The organism is Burkholderia sola (assembly GCF_905400185.1).
Lineage (GTDB): Bacteria > Pseudomonadota > Gammaproteobacteria > Burkholderiales > Burkholderiaceae > Burkholderia > Burkholderia sola.
Genome location: NZ_FR989677.1, coordinates 496,521 through 514,012, shown reverse-complemented (window position 1 = coordinate 514,012; position 17,492 = coordinate 496,521). Strand labels below are relative to the sequence as shown.

The window sequence follows — 17,492 nt, the reverse complement described above, 5'->3', positions numbered from 1 at the left end:
AAAGCGGATTCCAATAACATCTTTCTTCAAAAAGACAATCGCGAAACTGCCCGGCTGTGCGATTTCTCACTGGATATACGCGTAAACCATGAATATTGACGCACGTCGACGCCTTACATTCCTGTCGCAAACCGCCATTTTCGATAATCGAGAAGATTGAATGGTGCGAATAGAGTCGTCATGGCTGGCCGGATTCGAAATATGCTCCTACAATTCCGCTCGCATCGATTCCGGCAGTCGTGATCGTTCTCCACGCGCTCACGGCAATCCGTCGCGTGTCGACCGGCTCCGTGATTAAAACGACGAACGCCGTGCGATGCGTCGCCACAGAGCGGCTTCCGACGTTTCCACCGCACCGGGCAGGCCACCCGCGGAAACGCAGCCAACCGCCTTTTCACCACAGGTGCACGATGTCTTCACCGATCTCCGCGTTGAGCGACGCGCATATCCTGATCGTCGACGATCAACCCGACCAGCTCCGTTTGCTGATCGAGATCCTGCGCAGCACGGGATGCCGGATCAGCATCGCATTCGACGGCACGCAAGCGTGCCAGCGCGCGCAGGCGCTGATGCCCGACCTGATCCTGATGGACGTGCGCATGCCGCACATGGACGGCTTCACCGCATGCCGCCTGCTGGCCGCCGATCCGCTGACGAGCGCGATCCCGGTCATCTTCCTGACCGTGGCCGACGCGTTGCACGAACGGCTCGAGGGGCTCGAGATCGGCGGCGTCGACTATGTAGTGAAGCCATTCGAGCCGGCGGAGGTGATCGCGCGGATTCGCGTGCAGCTGTCGCGGACGAAGCGCGAACGGCCCGCCGTGACGGAGCCCGCGGAACGCCCGCCCGCGGGCGGCAAGGAAGACGACATCATCGTGCGCGCGGCCATCCGCCACCTGTCGCGCACGCTGAACGATCCGCCGACGGTGGAGGAACTGGCGCGCGCGGTCGGCACGCACGAAAAGCGCCTGTCGCGCGCGTTTCGCGACAATCTCGGCCAGACCGTGTTCGAGTATCTGCGCTACGAACGGCTGCGGATCGCGCAGGATCTGCTGGATTCCACGTCGCTCAGCATCGCCAGCATCGCGAAGGAAATCGGCTTTTCCACGCCGGCCAATTTCGCGACCGCCTTTCGCGAACGGTTCGGCATCACGCCGACCGAATGGCGGCGCCAGGGCCATGCGGGCGCGCGCACCGCCGCGCGGGAGCCGCAACGCCGCGCGTAGGCCGCATGCGACGCGCTCGCGCCTACCAGTTGTATTTCGCGCTGGCCAGCACGGTCCGCTCGTTGCCGAACACGCACACCGCGTACGACTGGCAGCCGCTCACGTAGCGCCGGTCGAACAGGTTCGCGACGTTCACCGCGAAACGCCAGCGCGGCAGTTCGTAATGGATCGCGAGGTCGTAAAGCGTCGCGCTCGGCACCGTCAGCGAGTTGTCCGGCGCGCCCGCCGATGCGCTCTGGTAGCGCACGCCGCCGCCGACGCCGAGGCCCGCCAGCGCGCCCGTATGCCAGGTCCAGTCGGCCCACATCGACGCGATCTGCCGCGGCAGCGGCACGGACACCGGCCAGTGGTTCAGCGACGCGTCGTTCGCCTGCACGTTCTTGACGTCCTGATACGCATACGACGCGACGATCGACAGCTCGCGCGTCAGCTTGCCGACCGCGCTCAACTCGATGCCGCGCGAGCGCACCTTGCCGGTCTGCACCGACGTCGTGCCGGTCGGGTCGAGATTGACCGGTGTCGGCGTCACGACGTTGGTCTGGTCGATCCGATACACGGCCGCGTTCAGCATCAGGTTCCGGCCGGGCGGCTCCCAGCGCAGCCCGGCCTCCGTCTGCACGCCGCGAGTCGGTTTCGGCAGGCCGCCGCCGAACATCCGCACGCCGATGACCGGATCGAACGACGTCGAATAGCCGACGTACGGCGACAGCCCTGCGTCGCCGCGATAGGTGAGCCCGACGCGCCCGGAGAACGCACTGACGTCCTGCTGCGCGTGCGTGCCGGCGGCGCGGTCGTCGAACCGCGCATTCACGACATCCTCGCGGCCGCCGAGCGTCAGCGTCCAGCGCTGCCAGCGGATCTGGTCCTGCGCGTACACGCCGACCCCGTTCATCGCCGTGTACTGATCGACGTGGCCGAGCGACGTCGGGCCGGAGAAGATCGCGGCCGTCACCGGCCGATAGACGGGGTGGTACAGGTCGAGCGACGGCGCGAGCGCGAGGTACACGCTGTTGGTCGTCGTCTGCCGGTCGAACTGCACGCCGAACAGCAGCGTGTGTTCGAGCGGCCCCGTGCCGAAGCGCGCCTGCGCGTGGTTGTCGATGTCGAGCCGGCTGTAGTTGAGCTGGAACAGCCCCGCGAAACGCATCATGTTCGTCGTGCTGCGCGGCGCGAGGCCGTTGCCGAACACCGTCGCATCGTCGAGCGACAGGTGCGACCAGCGCACGTCCTGATGCAGCGTCCAGATCGCGTTCACGCGGTGTTCCAGCGCATAGCCGAGCGACCATTGCTTCTTGCGGTAGTCGTTGAACGACGGGTCGCCCATGTAGCGGTCCTGCGACAGGCGGCCGTTCGGGTTCGGCAGCACCGTGCCAGATGCGGGCAGGAAGTTCGACGAGATGTCGCCGCTGTCCTGCAGGAACGTCGCGGAAACCGTCAGCGACGTGTCCGCGTTCGGCCGCCAGCGGAACGACGGCGCGAGCGCGACGCGCCGGTCGCCGTTCGGGCCGGTCACCGCATTGCCGTCACGCGCGACGCCGACGAAGCGGTACGCAGTCCTACCATCGGGATCGAGCCTGTCGCCGACGTCGAGCATCGCCTGCTTGCGCGCATCGTTGCCGATCTGCACGCCGGCTTCGCGCACGCGCTCGCCGTCGGCCAGCTTCGTGTGCGCGTCGACGATCGCGCCCGGCTCGCCCGCGCCGTACAGCACCGACGTCGGCCCGCGCAGCACCGCGATCGAATCGATCGTGTACGGATCGACGCGCCAGTTCGCGATCACGGCCGTATCCGGCGCCGGCAGGCCGTCGACGTAGAGCGTCGGCGTGAAGCCGCGCAGCGCCGCATACCAGTCGGTGCGGCTGTCGGCGCCGAACGTCGCGAAACCGGGCACGTAGCGCAACGCCTGGTTCAGGTCGGTCGCGCCGGTCATGTCGATCTGTTGCGCGGTCACGAGGTTGACCGTTTGCGGAATCTCGTCGATCGGCGTGTCGGTCTTGGTGCCGGTAGCGGTGCGCCGCCCGACGAGCCCGATCGACGATGCGTCGGCCGGCCCCCGCACGTCGATGGCCGGCAGCACGGCCGCTGTCGCCGCCGGCACCGATGCCTGCGCGTACGCGCCGCCCGCGGCGGCCACGCACAACGCTCCGCCGGCCGCGATCGCTGTCGCGCGCCGCCCCGCCCCTGTCTCCGTCCACATCGTGTCGATACTCCGTCGTGCTGGGTTGGCCCGTTCGGCCGGATCGGCGGACCGCGTGTCGCCGCGGTCCATCCGGTGGTGTCGTGTTTGCCGTGCCGGCGAAGGCTGTGACGCACGGATCGCCGGGATGTACCGGCCGATCGCGCCGTTCGCGAGCGCAGCGATGATACCGGCCGAACGTGGCGCGGTCTTTAAAAAATCAAATCGGCGACGGCGGCGGCACGCGGATTGCTCGTCGCCCGAACCGCATCAGGAACCCGGCGCAGCCGGGCATCGACGTGACACGCACATCCGGCAGGATTCACATCGGCATTTCGGGCTGGCGCTACCCCGGCTGGCGGGGAACCTTCTACCCGCCCGACCTGAAGCAGGCCAAGGAGCTGCGGTATGCCTCGGGCCACATGCAGACGATCGAAATCAACGGCACGCACTACAGCTTGCAAGCACCTGACAGCTGGCGGCGCTGGTACGCCGACACGCCGCCCGGGTTCGTGTTCAGCGTGAAAGGGTCGCGCTACCTGACGCACATGCTGCGCTTTCGCGACGAAACGGCCACGATCGCATGCGCGAATTTTTTCGCGCAGGGGCTGTTCGCGCTGAAGGACAAGCTCGGGCCGCTGCTGTGGCAATTCCCGCCGTCGCTGCGGTTCGATCCGGTGCACATGGAACGCTTCCTGAGCCTGCTGCCGCACGACACGGAAGCCGCGCTCGCGCTGGCCCGACGGCACGATGCGCGCGTGCGCGAGCCCTATCTGCAGATCGACCGCAAGCGCGCGTTGCGTCATGCGGTGGAAGTACGGCACGACAGCTTCGTGGATCCAGCGTTCGTGAAGCTGCTGCGCCGCCACAAGGTCGCGCTCGTCGTGTCGGATTCGACCGAGGCGTGGCCGCAGTTCGAGGATCTGAGCGCGCGGTTCGTCTATATCCGGCTGCACGGCACCGAAACGAAGTATTCGGGCGAATACGCCGATGCGGCGCTCGAACGATGGGCGCGCAGAATCGAAGCGTGGAGCCGGGGCGCGCAGCCCGACGATGCGCGTCTCGCCGCACCGGCGCTGAAACCGCCGCGTGCGGCGACGCGCGACGTGTACTGCTATTTCGACAACGACACGAAAACGCAGGCGCCGTTCGATGCCGGGCGGCTCATGGCGCGGCTCGGGCTGCAGGCGCACGATGGGGCGCCGGAATGAAGACGCCCGGGAAGCGGCGACCATCGGGAACGCCATCCGGCATCGCAAGGCCGGGCTCGGAATATGCTCCTGCACTTCCGGGTAGTGCCCCTCATCGCGCCCATCGCGCGGCCGGTAAATTTTGCACGGCCGGCAACCGGTGCCCGCCTGGGCCAATACTGCAAGGAGAAAAAGCGATGACCCTGCTTATCTACCTCGTCGGATGGATCATTTTCATCGGCGGCGTCGCCTGGGGCTTGATGACGCTGCACGTCTCGCAGCACATCATCGAGATCGTGGCCGTCATCCTGTTCGGCATCGCGGTCATTACCGGCGCGACGCGCGCGCGGAATCGCGATCGGTCGTAGCGCGACGCGGATGCCGCGATCGCGCTGACAGGACTGTCGGCCGCGCATAGGCTCATGGGAGCCCCTTGTCAGCGCCGGCCGGCCGCTTCTCGCGCACACGTTGCAGCTGCAACTGCCGCATGAAGCCCCTCGACACGGTCAATCGAGGTGTTCCGAATCGCCTGCGAGCCGCTCGTTCAGCACGCGCGCGTCGGCCTGCCGGTCCAGCGACAGGCACATGTCGCTCAACGCGTCGACGCGCGCACCGTCGAACGCCGTGCTTGCCAGCGCACGATATTTGGCCAGCAGCGCCGCATCCGGTAGCGGATTGCGCGGATCGCCGAGGGCGATCGGCACGTGCCGCGATTCCCGCGTCCCGTCCGCGCGTTGCAGGCTCACCGTCGGCTCGTCGAGATCGCCGAGCGCCGGATCGACATCGACCGTAATGCGCGCGAGCAGCGCAGTCACGCTCGGGTCGGTGCGCCGGTCCGCACGATAAGCGTCGATCCCGGTGTCGCCGAACACGAGCGCCGCCGCAACCGCGTACGGCAGGCTCATCTGCGCGGACGCCAGCGTCGACAGGTCGCGGCCGCCGCACATCCGCGCAACGAACGCGCTCGCCCGCACCGTCACCCGTTCGATCTCGCCCGCCGCGAACGTGCGGCCGTCCGCGAGTTGCAGCGCCGCGTCGACCGCCGCATGCGCGCTGCGGCACGACGCGTGCGGCTTGATCGAGCAGCGCATCAGCTTCCAGTGCGCGCCAAGACCGTCGGTCAACGCGTCGGGCGCATGCGACGGCGCGGCGAACGTGTTGAAGAAGCCGCCCCACACGTCGTCGAACACGCGGGCGGGACCGCTCACGCCCTCCCGGGCAAGCAACGCCGCCAGCACGCCGCCTTCCGCCGCACGCCCGGCGTGCAGCCGCTTGGTCTGCGATCCGTCGTGAATGAAGCTCCACAGGCCGCCGGCGAAGCTCGCCGCATGGCCCAATGCGTCACGCGTGCGCACGGCGTCGAGTCCGAGCACGCGCGCGCTCGCGGCGGCCGCGCCGAACACGCCGCAACTGAGCGTCGAATGCCAGCCCGCGCCGTTGTGGGCCGAGTAGCCGCCCGCCGCCTCGAGCACGCGCCGACCGACGTCGTATCCGAGCACGATCGCCATCACGCATTCTCGGCCCGCGACCGGTTGGCTGGCGCACGACAGCGCTGCCAGCACGGCTGGCAGCACGACCGCGCCCGAATGATCGCAGCCGCCCGAATCGTCGAGCTCGAGTGCGTGCGCGGCAATGCCGTTGACGAACGCCGCGTCGCGCGCACTCGCACGCCGTCGCGTGCCCCATAGCGACGCGCCGCCGCGGCCAACGGCGCCGGTCAGCGCACGGGCGCTGCGCGTCTCGACGGCCGACGTGCCCGCCAGCGCGGCGCCGAACGTGTCGAGAACATGACGCGTGGCTTTCGCGACGACGTCGTCCGGCAATGCATCGGCGGAAGTCCGTGCGACGAATGCCGCGAGCCGCGTCGCGCGCGCTTGCGTGTCCGTCGTCATCGTGCCGCCTCGTCTGCCACGCAGCGTGCGAACACGTCGACCGGATGGCCCGGGTCGTTGACGGGTGCCTGTGCATGCCACCAGCGCGCGATGTCGTGCCCCGTCGCGAACCACGCATCGCCGGTGCCGCGCAAGTGCGCGAGCAACGCGTGCAGCAAAGCGATCCGGCCGGCCGTGCCGATGATCTCGGGATGCAGGCGCAACACGCAGCACAGCCCGAAACGCCTGAACCCGTCGACGTCGCGCCGCCAGTTGTCGAGCACGTCGCGGTACGCGGCGATGCGCGGCTGGCCTGCCGGCACGGGCGGCGACAGGTTGAACTCGAAATACGGTTCGTCCTCGAGCTCGTAGTGCAGCGGCAGTTCGACGAGCCGTGCGCCCTTCACGTCGCCGCCGCTACGCGGATGCACGTAAGGCAGATCGTCGCCGCGCCAGGACGACGACCACGTGAAACCTTCCGCGACGAGAAATTCGGCGAAGCCGTCGGCCCAGTTGCCGGTGAACGAGCGAAAGCCGTGTGCGTCGCGACCGGTCGCGTCCGCGAGCGCCGCACGCCCCGCGCGGCACGCGTCGATCTGGGCAGCGAGCGGCAATGCATCGAAATCCTCGCAGCGATAGCCGCTCACGCCGAGTTCGTGGCCGGCTGCGGCAATCTCGCATACCGTGCCCCGATGCGTTTCGGCGACGGCGCCGGGCACGAACCAGCTCGTCGGCACGCCGAACGCATCGAACGCCGCAAGCAGCCGGTCGACACCGCGCGTCGCGCCGTAACGCCAGACCGACAGCGATTTCTCGCGGCCGACGATACGCGGTTCGCGCGTCTGGATGCCATGAATGTCGTTGAAGTCGACCGTGATCGCGACCGCGTATCGCGCGCCGCCCGGCCATGCAGGAAGGTGGGTCACGTGCCGCTCCGTTGCGTGGGCGCCGCCTCCCGCGCGGCCTGCCCGAGCCACCAGTCGGCGACATCGCGGCAGCGTGCGAACCATACGCCGTCCTGCGCGCGCATGTGGTCGAGCCAGGCCTCCAGCAGCGCGATGCGTCCCGGCTTGCCGCACACCTTGGGATGAAGAAGCGTCGTCAGGCACAGCCCTTCACGGTATACGCCGTCGAATTCGCGCGTCCAGTTGTCGAGCGTCGCGCCGTAGCCCGCGATCCGGTCGAGCCCGGCCGGGTAGTCGGGATTGCGGTGATACGCGAGCGACGCGTAGTCGTCGGTCTCCCAGCGGCCGGGAATCTCGACGAGCGGCGGCTCGCCGTCCTCGCCGTGCAGCAGGTACGGCCGGTCGTCGCCGCGCATCGAGCTCGAATAGCGCACGCCCGCTTCGCGCAGCACGGCCACGGTCGCGGCGCTCCAGTCGCCGGACGGCGTGCGGAACCCGACCGGCCGCACGCCGAGCGTGCGCGCGAAGATATCGGCCGATTGCGCCATGATCTCGCGCTGCCGATCGGGTTCGAGCGTCCAGAACGCTTCGTGCCGGTAGCCGTGATAGCCGATCTCGTGGCCGCGCTCGACGATCGCCGCGCATTGCGCGGGCCACGTTCGCGCGACCCAGGCGGGCACGAAGAACGTCGCGGGCAACGCGAAAGAGGCGAGCAGGTCGAGCAGCCGGCCGAGCGCGCGCCACGGCCCGTAGCTGCCGAGCGTGAAATACGCGGGGTTGCGCCAGATCGACCCGTTCAGCATCGCGTCGCCGGTCGGGCCGTCGAGATCGAACGCGAGCGCGACGCATGCGCGCTTCGCGTCGGGCCAGCGGGGCGCCAGGTCCGTCATCGCGCGCTCAGTGGGTGCCGTTGATCATCGCCTTCGCCACCGCGTGTTCCTGCAGCCCCCATTTCGCGAGCAGCTTCCGGTACGAGCCGTCCGCGATCAGCTGGTCGAGCGCCGCCGTCAGCGCGCTGCTCAGCGCCGTGTTGCTCTTCGCGACGCCAATGCCCGTGTATTGCGACAGGAACGGCTTGCCGACCGGCGCATACGCGTTCAGCTCGAGGCTGTTCTGGTACGGCAGCGTCTCGCCGCCCTGCACCGCCGCGTCGATGCGGTTCTGGCGCAGCTGCATCCGCGCATCCGACGAGCCGTCGGTGCCCACCACCACGATCGGCGGCTTGCCGGCCTTCACGCAGTTCTCCGCGCTCCATGCGGTCGTATTGTCCGGGAACGACGTGCGCCGGCTCGACCCCACGCGCTTGCCGCACAGCGCGCTCATCTGCGCGAACTCGCCGGCGCGTGCCTTCAGCACGTAGAACTGCGGGCCCGTCTCGATGTAGTCGACGAACGTCACCGCATCGCGGCGCGTCGGCAGGTCGGTCATCCCGGACAGGATCATGTCGACGCGTTGCGTCGCGACCGCGCTCATCATCTGGTCGAAGCTCGTCTCGACCCAGTTGAGTTTCGCGCCCATCTTCGCGGCCAGCGCCTCGCCGAGATCGACGTCGAAACCCGCGAGCTTGTCGGTCGCCGGATCCTTGTATTCGAACGGCGGATAGTTCGGCACGATCGCGACGTTCAGCGTGCGTTTCGCGGCCGCGGGGGCGGATTGCGCGACCGAGAACGTCGCATGAAGCGCGAGCGCGCCGAATGCGGCGGCAGCCAGCGTGCGGGTCAGGACGGATGCTTTCATGGGGGTGTCGCCTTGTCGTTGTGGGCTTGTATCGTTGACGGAGGAATCGTTCGGGCGCTTCTGCACGGGGCGCCCGACCCGCTCAAGCAATCACCGCCGAAATGAAGTCGCGCGTGCGCGCATGGGTCGGCGCGGACAGCACCTGGTCCGGCGGCCCGCTTTCGACGATCCGGCCGCCGTCCATGAACACGACGCGGTCGGCCACCTCGCGCGCGAAGCCGAGCTCGTGCGTGACGACGATCATCGTCATCCCGCTCTTCGCGAGATCGCGCATCACGGCCAGCACTTCGCCGACGAGTTCGGGATCGAGCGCCGACGTCGGTTCGTCGAACAGGATCAGCTGCGGATGCATCGCGAGCGCCCGCGCGATTGCGACGCGCTGCTGCTGGCCGCCCGACAGCTCGACCGGAAACGCGTCGCATTTGTGGGCGAGCCCGACGCGGGCGAGCAGCGCGCGCGCCTCCTCCTCCGCTTGCGCACGGCGGCGCTTGAGCACCTGCACGGGGCCCTCGATCACGTTCTCGAGCGCCGTCTTGTGCGGAAACAGGTTGAAGCGCTGGAACACCATGCTCGTCGCCAGCCGCTGGCGCGCGACCTGGCGCTCGGACAGCGCGTGGAGCCGGTTGCCCGTGCGCCGGTAACCGGCCAGTTCGCCGTTGACCCACAGCGCGCCCGCGCTGATCGTCTCGAGTTGATTGATGCAGCGCAGGAACGTGCTCTTGCCCGAGCCCGACGGGCCGATGATGCACAGCACTTCGCCCTGTTCAACGTCGAGCGTGATGCCGTGCAGCGCCTGGAAATCGCCGTACGACTTGCGCACGTCGACCGCGCGAACGACTGCATTCGTCATGACGTTCTCCCGATAGTTGTGGATCGTGTCGTTCATTTTCGGCCCGCCGCGCGCCCCGCACCGCGTGCGAAGCGCCGTTCGACGCGGGCCTGCGCGAGCGACAGCACGGTGACGACCGCGAGATACCAGATGCCGGCGACGATCAGCAGTTCGATCACGCGGGCATTCGCGTAGTAGATGTTCTGCGCGTTGTGCAGCATCTCCGCGTACTGCACGACGCTCGCGAGCGACGTCAGCTTGACCATGCCGATCAGTTCGTTGCCGATCGGCGGCACGATCACGCGCATCGCCTGCGGCAGGATGATCCGGCGCAGCGCCTGCAGGCGCGGCATGCCGATCGATTTCGCGGCCTCGTACTGGCCTGTATCGACCGATAGCAGCCCGGCCCGCACGACTTCCGACGTATACGCGCCCTGGTTGATGCCGAGTCCGAGCACGGCCGCGAGGAACGGCGTCATCACGTCGACGGTCCGGTATTCGGCGATGCCCGGGATGCCGAGCGTCGGAAACACCAGCGCCAGGTTGAACCACAGCAGCAACTGCAGAATCACCGGCGTGCCGCGGAACAGCCAGATATAGCCCTGCGCGATCGCCCCGAGCACCGGGTTCGACGACAGCCGCATCACCGCGGTGACGACCCCGAGCACGACACCGACCGTCATCGCGAGGACGGTCATCACGATCGTGTTGGCGAGCCCCGTCAGGATCGAGCGCGCGGTCAGGAACTGGCCGACGACACGCCATTCGATCTGTCCGCGCGCGAACGCGGCGGCGATATAGGCAAGCGCGGCAACGATCGCGACCGATGCGACGTAGCGGCCCCAGTAGCGCCGGCGCACGCGCACGAGGACGGCCGTGTCGTCCGCGACCGCATCGGCCGCCGCCGGTGCGCCGTCGAGACGGCGGGAATCGGATGCGCTCAGCATGACGGCCCCCGGTAATCGGCCGCCCACGCGGCCTGGCGCTCGATTGCCTCGCTCAGGCGGTCGATCTGTTCGCGCACGCGTGCGGGCGACGTGCCGCCCGCCCCGCCGCGTGCGGCGACGGCCGCGTCGAGCGTCAGATGCGCGCGCACCGCCGGTGCGAGGCGCGTGTCGACGGCCTGCAACTGTTCGGCGCTCGCGTCGGCCAGCTCGATGCCGCCCCGCTCGCACGCGCGCACGAGCGTGCCGGTGATCTCGTGCGCCTCGCTGAACGGCACGCCCGTCAGCGCGAGCCAGTCGGCGACCTCGGTGGCGAGCGTGAAGCCGAGCGGCGCCTGGCGACGCATCTCGTCGACGTTCACGCGCATCGTGCGGATCATCCCCGCCATCGCCGGCAGCACGAGTTCGAGCGTGTCGATCGAATCGAACGCGGCGATCTTGTCTTCCGCGAGATCGCGGTTGTACGCGAGCGGCAGCGACTTCAGCGTCGCGAGCAGCCCCGTCAGGTTGCCGATCAGGCGCCCCGCCTTCCCGCGCGTGAGCTCCGCGATGTCCGGGTTCTTCTTCTGCGGCATGATCGAGCTGCCGGTCGCGTAGCCGTCGTCGAGTTCCACCCAGCGGAATTGTCGCGACGTCCACAGGATCACTTCTTCCGACAGGCGAGACAGGTTCACGGCGAGCATGCTGGTGACGAACACGAATTCGGCGACGTGGTCGCGCGCGGCCACCGCGTCGATCGAGTTCTCGCACGGCGCGTCGTAACCCAGCTCCCGCGCCGACAGCTCGGGCCGCACGCAGATCGCCGAGCCCGCGAGCGCGGCCGCGCCGAGCGGCGAACGCGCGGTGCGACGGTCCCAGTCGACCAGGCGATCGGCGTCGCGATACAGCGACTGCGCGTGGGCGAGCAATTGATGGCCGAACACGATCGGCTGCGCGGGCTGCAGGTGGGTGAATCCGGCCGTCACCGTGTCGACATGCCGGCTCGCCTGGCCGATCAGCGCATCCTGCAGGTCGAGCACGCCGCGCACGAGCCGGCGCGCCTTGTCGCGCAGATACAGGCGCAGGTCGTTCGCCGCCTGGTCGTTGCGCGAGCGCCCGGCGCGCAGCTTGCCGCCGAGCGCCGGCAGCCGCTGCGTGAGCACGCGCTCGAGGAACGTGTGCACGTCCTCGTCGGCGAGCGATGGCGCGATCGCGCCGGCGGCATAGTCGCGCGCGATGCCGTCCATCGCGTCCAGCAGTTGCGCGAGGTCGTCGTCGTTCAGGATACCCGCGCGGTTCAGTTCGCGCGCATGGGCCCGGGAGCCCGCCAGATCGTACGGCACGAGACGGAAGAAACTCGGATCGGAGCGGGACAGGTTCTGCAGCGCGTCGGACGGCGCCGACTGGAAGCGGCCGCCCCACAGGCGTTCGATCGGTTCGGTAAGGCTCATTGCGGTCGACCTCGACTCGGTTGGATTGCTCCCACTGTAGGCATTCAATTTTTTTTGTTGTAGCGAGAAATTGAATCCGTTTTAATGAAATTTTTCTCAGTATCGTCGCCCGCGACGTGCCCCGCCGATGCGCAACCGCCTGCCTCCGCTGAACCCGCTTCGCGCATTCGAAGCCGCCGCCCGGTGCGGCAGCGTGTCGGCCGCCGCCGATGAACTGCACGTGACCGCCAGCGCGGTCAGCCACCAGATCCGCATTCTCGAGAACACGCTCGGCATCGCGCTATTCGTCCGATCAAAGGCCCGCGTGAAGCTCACGCCCGAAGGTGAGGCGCTGCTCGAACCGGTCGGTACCGCGTTCGACATGATCGCGAACGCCACCGTCAGGCTCGATTCGCCGGCCGCCGCCGGCGATCTCGTCGTGTCGACGCCGCTGTCGCTGACGTCGCGCTGGCTCGCCCGGCACATCGGCGATTTTCTGGAGCGTTATCCGGGTATCCATCTGAAAGTGATTCCGTCGAACGACGATCGCGAAACCTATTCGGCGGACGTCGACGTCTGCATTCGCTACGGGGAAGGCAACTGGCGCAACCGGCGCGTCGAGCTGCTCGCGCATCCGGCGCTGTTCCCGGTCGTGAGCCCGGCGTTGATGAACGGGCCCGATGCGATCCGCAAGGTGCAGGATCTCGCGGGGCGGACGCTGTTCTGCGAGCATGCGGGCTCGTGGACGCGGTGGCTCGCGCAAGCGAACGCCGACAAGCTGCCGGGCATCCGCATTCTCGAAATCGGCAACGCGCACATCGGCGTCGAAGCCGCGGTGCACGGCCAGGGCGTCGCACTCGGCGACAGCCTGTCGGTGCGCGACGACCTGATCGACGGCACGCTCGTGCGGCCGTTCAGCGCCACGGTGCCGTCACGCCACGCGTACTATCTCGTCACGCGTCATGAACTGGCCGAGTCGCCGCTCGTGGCCGCGTTCACGTCGTGGCTGCGGGCACGCCTCGCGTGATACGCGTCGCCGCGCGCGGTGTGCTCACGCACCAAGGCTCGCGAGGTCGTCCCACACCATCACGATGTTGCGCGATCGCCAGACCGGCCCCGGATCGATGTATTCGCCGGCAGGCCGGCCATGCAGCGCCGCATAAAACGCGATCGCCGCGTCGTTGCCGTCGACGACGCTCAACGCCGCGCCCGGATACCGCAACCGGCCCAAATGCGTCGCGAGCCGCGCGAGCAGCTGGCGGCCGATGCCGCGACGCTGGAATCGGGGATCGACATACAGAAACTTGATCTCGCCACGGCCGTTGAATACCGGATCGGACGGCGCGCCGGCGGCCCCGATGCCGACGATGCTGCCGTCGATCTCCGCCACCAGCACGAGCGGGTTCCCGTCGTTCGACGACAGCTTTTCATTCCATTGTCTGCGGCGATAGTGTTCGTCGAGAACGGCGTGCGCGTCGGCCGGCGCGAGATCCCGATAGGTCTGCCGCCAGACCTTGACATGAAAATCGGCGATCGCCTGCGCATCGCCGATCGTGGCGGACCGGATGGATAGGCCAGTCATTGAGGACGCTCCCGGAGGCATCGCGCCGACGGGCGCGATGTGCACGACGGATTGTGGACGATCCGTGCAACGCTGTCGAACGACCTTCGTGGCCGCGCGATCGAGCGGGCCGACCCATCGCGCCGCCCTCACCCCCGTCCGCGCCGCATCCTGAGCGTCGCCGACGGCGATTCGCCGAACGCCCGCTTATACTCGATCGCGAACCGCCCGAGGTGCGCGAAGCCCCATTTCAGCGCGACGTCGGTAACCGACGCGAGCCCCGGCGTGTCGTCGGCCAGCAGTTCGTCGCGCACATGTTGCAGCCGCAACTGTCGGACGAAGCCCATCGGCGTGATCCCGTGGCGATTGCGGAAGCCGGCGAACAGCGTGCTCGGGCTGACGCCGGCGAGTTCGGCGAGCCGTTCGATCGTCAGCGGCTCGTCGAGATGCGCGCGGATGTATTCCTCGACGCGCCGCACGTAGAACGGCGCGAGCGGCGCCGGCGCGGAACGGGTGCCGTTGCGCGCGGTGTTCGGGTGGCCGTACAGCAGCAGGTTCAGCAGCGTCGATTCGAGCTGCTCGAACGCGAGCGGATGACGCAGCGGATGCGCGTCCGTCGCGATCGCGCCGGCGAGCACCGGCAGCACCTGCGCGAGACAGACGCCCTGCGGCGACGACAGGTCGAACGCCGGTTCGAATTCGACGCTCGCGCGCCGGTCGTCGCCGAAATGCCGCTGCGCGTGGCGCTCCATCACGTCGCGCTCGATACGCAGGATGACTTGCGGACACGCTTCGCCCCATCGCATCCGGAGCGGCAGCGTGGGCGACAGCAGCGACGCCGTGTCGGGCGACGACACGAAGCGCGTCGCGCCGCATTCGATCTGGGCGTCGCCGCGCAGCGGAATCTGCAACAGATAGAAATGCTCGAGCGGCCCCGGTTCGATCGACACCTCGCCACCGTAATCGAGCAGGTTCAGCGACAGGTTGCCCCAGCGCGCATGGTGCATGCAGCTGTGCAGCACGCGCGATTCGCCGGTGGGCGTGAGTCGATGCGGCTTGAAGACGTCCGCCACGCGCGCACGCACCTCGTCGACGTCGTTCGACTCCAGCAGCAGCGTGCCGTGATTGAAACAGGCGGCTTCACCCAGCCAGCCGGTTTCGGAAAATTGCGCCATCGAAGTTCTCCCGTCGTGCTCGATCGCACTCGCGCCGTGCATGCATTCCCGATCTCGGGGAATGCGTCGCACGATCCGGACAGCGCCCGGAGCATCCGGACAATCCGTCCCACGAAACACGCAAGTCCCGCGCAAGCCACGCAAGAAGCGGACCGTTCGCGCATCGTAGAAAACTGTGCGGGCTGTCCGCATCCGCACATACCCGCAGTCGCCCACGGCCCGCCGGCTCGCGGCGGCCGCTGCCGCAGGTTTCCGGAATTCGCGGATACCGGCCGAAGAAAGCGGATAGAAACGCCCATTTCGGCCGCCAATACTGGGCCCATCACCGAAACCAACAGCACGGAGGGACAGATGAACGGACGTCACATCGAGATTCCATCGCCGGACGGCGGCGCGTTTCGCGCGTACCTGAGCACGCCGGCCGGCGGCACGGGGCCGGGCATCGTGCTCTGTCACGAGATCTTCGGCGCGAACGCGACGATGCGGGACGTGGCCGACTACTACGCCGAGGAAGGCTACACGGTGCTCGTGCCGGACCTGTTCTGGCGCCAGTCGCCCGGCATCGAGCTCGGGTATGCGGCCGCCGATGTCGAGCGCGCAATGGCCCTTTATCGCGAATTCGACGAAAACAACGGTGTCGACGACGTCGGCGCCGCGCTGGACGCGCTCCGCCAGCGGCCGGAATGCACGGGCGAGGCCGGCGTGCTCGGCTACTGCCTCGGCGGCAAGCTCGCGTATCTCGCCGCATGCCGGCTGCCGGGCGTGGCGGCGGCGGTCAGCTACTACGGCGTGGGCATCGAGCATGCGCTGGACGAAGCGGCGCACCTGCACGGGCGGCTCGTGCTGCAGATCGCCGCGCAGGACCGTTTCTGCCCGCCCGACGCGCAGCAGCGCATCGCGGCTGCGCTGGCCGGCCGCGACGGCGTCGAAGTCTACGTCTACCCCGGCGTCGACCACGCGTTCGCCCGCGCCGGCGGCGATCATTACGACCAGGCCGCCGCGGTCATGGCCCACCAGCGCGCGATCGCCGCGTTCCGCGCCGCGCTCGGCCCGCACTACGACCTGTCCGCGCTGTGGGAAACGCATCTGCAGCACGAGTTCGACACGCGCAACGTCGACGCGACGATGGCCACGATGGTCGCCGAGCCGTACGTCAACCATGTTCCGACGCTGACGGGCGGCGTCGGCCATGACGAGCTCAAGCGCTTCTACACGCATCACTTCGTGCATGCGAACCCGCCCGACACGACGATCACGCCGATCTCGCGCACGATCGGCGCGAGCCAGATCGTCGACGAGCTGCTGTTCTGCTTCACGCACACCACCGAGATCGACTGGATGCTGCCGGGCGTCGCGCCGACCGGCAAGCGCGTCGAGATTCCGCTCGTCGCAATCGTCAAGTTTCGCGGCGACAAGCTCTATCACGAGCACATCTACTGGGATCAGGCGAGCGTGCTCGTGCAGATCGGCCTGCTCGACCCGTCAGGCCTGCCGGTCGCGGGCGTCGACACGGCCCGCAAGCTGCTCGACGTCACCGTGCCGTCGAACGGCCTGATGCGCCGCTGGCGCGACAGTGCGCCGTCCACCGGTGCGCACTGACGCGGCCCCACCCTCACCCCCATGATTCCCGGAGACACCCCATGAATGCCCTTGCTGGCAAAGTCGCGCTCGTCACCGGCGGCGCCACGCTGATCGGCGCCGCGGTTGCACAGGACCTGAGCCGCGCCGGTGCGTGCGTCGCGATCCTCGATCTCGATGCGGACAACGGCGCACGCGTGGCCGCATCGCTCGGCGAACGGGCGCTGTTCATCGCGCTCGACATCACGGACGACCGTGCGATCGAGCGCGCGATCGCGACGATCGTCGAACGATTCGGCGCGATCGACGTGCTCGTCAACCTCGCGTGCAGCTATGTCGACAACGGCATCCACGCGACCCGCAACGACTGGCTCGCGGCGATGGACGTCAACGTCGTGTCGGCGGCGATGCTCGCGAAGGCCGTGCATCCGCACATGGCGCGGCGCGGCGGCGGCGCGATCGTGAATTTCAGCTCGATCTCCGCGCAGTGCGCGCAAACCGGCCGCTGGCTGTATCCGACCTCCAAGGCCGCAATCCGCCAGCTCACGCGCAGCATGGCGATGGATCTCGCGCCCGACCGGATTCGCGTCAACTCGGTGTCGCCCGGGTGGACCTGGTCGCGCGTGATGGACGAGCTCACGCACGGCGACCGTGCGAAGACCGATCGCGTCGCCGCGCCGTTCCACCTGCTCGGCCGCGTCGGCGATCCGTCGGAAGTCGCGCAGGTCGTCACGTTCCTGTGCAGCGACGCGGCGAGCTTCGTGACGGGCGCCGACTACGCGGTGGACGGCGGCTATGCCGCGATGGGCCCCGAACAGGCGGTGCCGGCGATTCCGCGGCTCGCGGAGTGACCGCGCGTCGCCGCTGCTTCCCTCGATCAGTACGGCCGCT

16 protein-coding genes are annotated in these 17,492 nt (G+C 68.5%); 6 read left to right on the top strand and 10 right to left on the bottom strand.

Annotated features, from left to right (window positions below):
- Window positions 1-410: 410 nt before the first annotated feature.
- Window positions 411-1,226 carry a response regulator transcription factor gene (locus tag KR541_RS32390; protein WP_216090079.1) on the top strand — a complete coding sequence of 272 codons (816 nt, stop codon included), beginning with the start codon at window positions 411-413 and terminating at the stop codon, window positions 1,224-1,226.
- A 22-nt stretch (window positions 1,227-1,248) separates the two neighbouring features.
- Here the strand turns inward: KR541_RS32390 and KR541_RS32385 are convergent, their stop codons facing one another.
- Window positions 1,249-3,423 (bottom strand): TonB-dependent siderophore receptor, encoded by a 2,175-nt coding sequence (locus KR541_RS32385; protein WP_216090078.1) that lies wholly within the window; start codon window positions 3,421-3,423, stop codon window positions 1,249-1,251.
- Window positions 3,424-3,701: 278 nt separating this feature from the next.
- On the opposite strand from KR541_RS32385, the gene KR541_RS32380 reads away from it, so the two are divergent.
- Both KR541_RS32380 and KR541_RS32375 read left to right on the top strand, forming a co-directional pair.
- Entirely contained in the window at window positions 3,702-4,613 is a 912-nt protein-coding gene (locus KR541_RS32380; RefSeq protein ID WP_216090077.1) for a DUF72 domain-containing protein, read from the top strand.
- Between the two features lie 176 nt (window positions 4,614-4,789).
- Entirely contained in the window at window positions 4,790-4,960 is a 171-nt protein-coding gene (locus KR541_RS32375) for a hypothetical protein (RefSeq protein WP_006397039.1), read from the top strand.
- Between the two features lie 138 nt (window positions 4,961-5,098).
- Here KR541_RS32375 and KR541_RS32370 read toward each other — a convergent pair whose 3' ends face one another.
- The 7 genes from KR541_RS32370 to argH form a co-directional block, all read right to left on the bottom strand.
- On the bottom strand, window positions 5,099-6,484 hold the full coding sequence (locus KR541_RS32370; protein WP_089490040.1) for an MmgE/PrpD family protein: 1,386 nt from the start codon (window positions 6,482-6,484) through the stop codon (window positions 5,099-5,101).
- The gene (locus KR541_RS32365) at window positions 6,481-7,389 is read right to left on the bottom strand and encodes a polysaccharide deacetylase family protein (protein WP_252996705.1); all 909 of its coding nucleotides are present in this window, start codon (window positions 7,387-7,389) and stop codon (window positions 6,481-6,483) included. The genes KR541_RS32370 and KR541_RS32365 overlap by 4 nt, the downstream gene beginning before the upstream one ends.
- Window positions 7,386-8,258, bottom strand: coding sequence for a polysaccharide deacetylase family protein (locus KR541_RS32360; RefSeq protein WP_216090075.1), 873 nt, complete (start codon window positions 8,256-8,258; stop codon window positions 7,386-7,388). Before KR541_RS32360 ends, KR541_RS32365 begins: the two co-directional genes overlap by 4 nt.
- A 7-nt stretch (window positions 8,259-8,265) precedes the next feature.
- A complete protein-coding gene (locus KR541_RS32355) occupies window positions 8,266-9,105 on the bottom strand; it encodes an ABC transporter substrate-binding protein (RefSeq protein WP_216090074.1) in 840 nt (279 codons plus the stop codon).
- A gap of 82 nt (window positions 9,106-9,187) precedes the next feature.
- Window positions 9,188-9,991, bottom strand: coding sequence for an amino acid ABC transporter ATP-binding protein (locus KR541_RS32350; RefSeq protein ID WP_050015301.1), 804 nt, complete (start codon window positions 9,989-9,991; stop codon window positions 9,188-9,190).
- Entirely contained in the window at window positions 9,988-10,881 is an 894-nt protein-coding gene (locus KR541_RS32345) for an amino acid ABC transporter permease (RefSeq protein WP_124630128.1), read from the bottom strand. The genes KR541_RS32350 and KR541_RS32345 overlap by 4 nt, the downstream gene beginning before the upstream one ends.
- A complete protein-coding gene (argH, locus tag KR541_RS32340; protein WP_216090073.1) occupies window positions 10,875-12,308 on the bottom strand; it encodes an argininosuccinate lyase in 1,434 nt (477 codons plus the stop codon). The genes KR541_RS32345 and argH overlap by 7 nt, the downstream gene beginning before the upstream one ends.
- A 127-nt stretch (window positions 12,309-12,435) precedes the next feature.
- On the opposite strand from argH, the gene gcvA reads away from it, so the two are divergent.
- The gene (gene gcvA, locus KR541_RS32335; RefSeq protein WP_089490044.1) at window positions 12,436-13,314 is read left to right on the top strand and encodes a transcriptional regulator GcvA; all 879 of its coding nucleotides are present in this window, start codon (window positions 12,436-12,438) and stop codon (window positions 13,312-13,314) included.
- Between the two features lie 24 nt (window positions 13,315-13,338).
- Here gcvA and KR541_RS32330 read toward each other — a convergent pair whose 3' ends face one another.
- Window positions 13,339-13,869 carry a GNAT family N-acetyltransferase gene (locus KR541_RS32330; protein ID WP_124592676.1) on the bottom strand — a complete coding sequence of 177 codons (531 nt, stop codon included), beginning with the start codon at window positions 13,867-13,869 and terminating at the stop codon, window positions 13,339-13,341.
- 128 nt (window positions 13,870-13,997) lie between these two features.
- A complete protein-coding gene (locus KR541_RS32325; RefSeq protein ID WP_204384794.1) occupies window positions 13,998-15,023 on the bottom strand; it encodes an AraC family transcriptional regulator in 1,026 nt (341 codons plus the stop codon).
- Window positions 15,024-15,374: 351 nt separating this feature from the next.
- On the opposite strand from KR541_RS32325, the gene KR541_RS32320 reads away from it, so the two are divergent.
- Window positions 15,375-16,622 (top strand): dienelactone hydrolase family protein, encoded by a 1,248-nt coding sequence (locus KR541_RS32320; protein ID WP_124555447.1) that lies wholly within the window; start codon window positions 15,375-15,377, stop codon window positions 16,620-16,622.
- Between the two features lie 41 nt (window positions 16,623-16,663).
- Entirely contained in the window at window positions 16,664-17,452 is a 789-nt protein-coding gene (locus tag KR541_RS32315; RefSeq protein WP_050015314.1) for an SDR family oxidoreductase, read from the top strand.
- The last annotated feature ends 40 nt before the right edge of the window (window positions 17,453-17,492 follow it).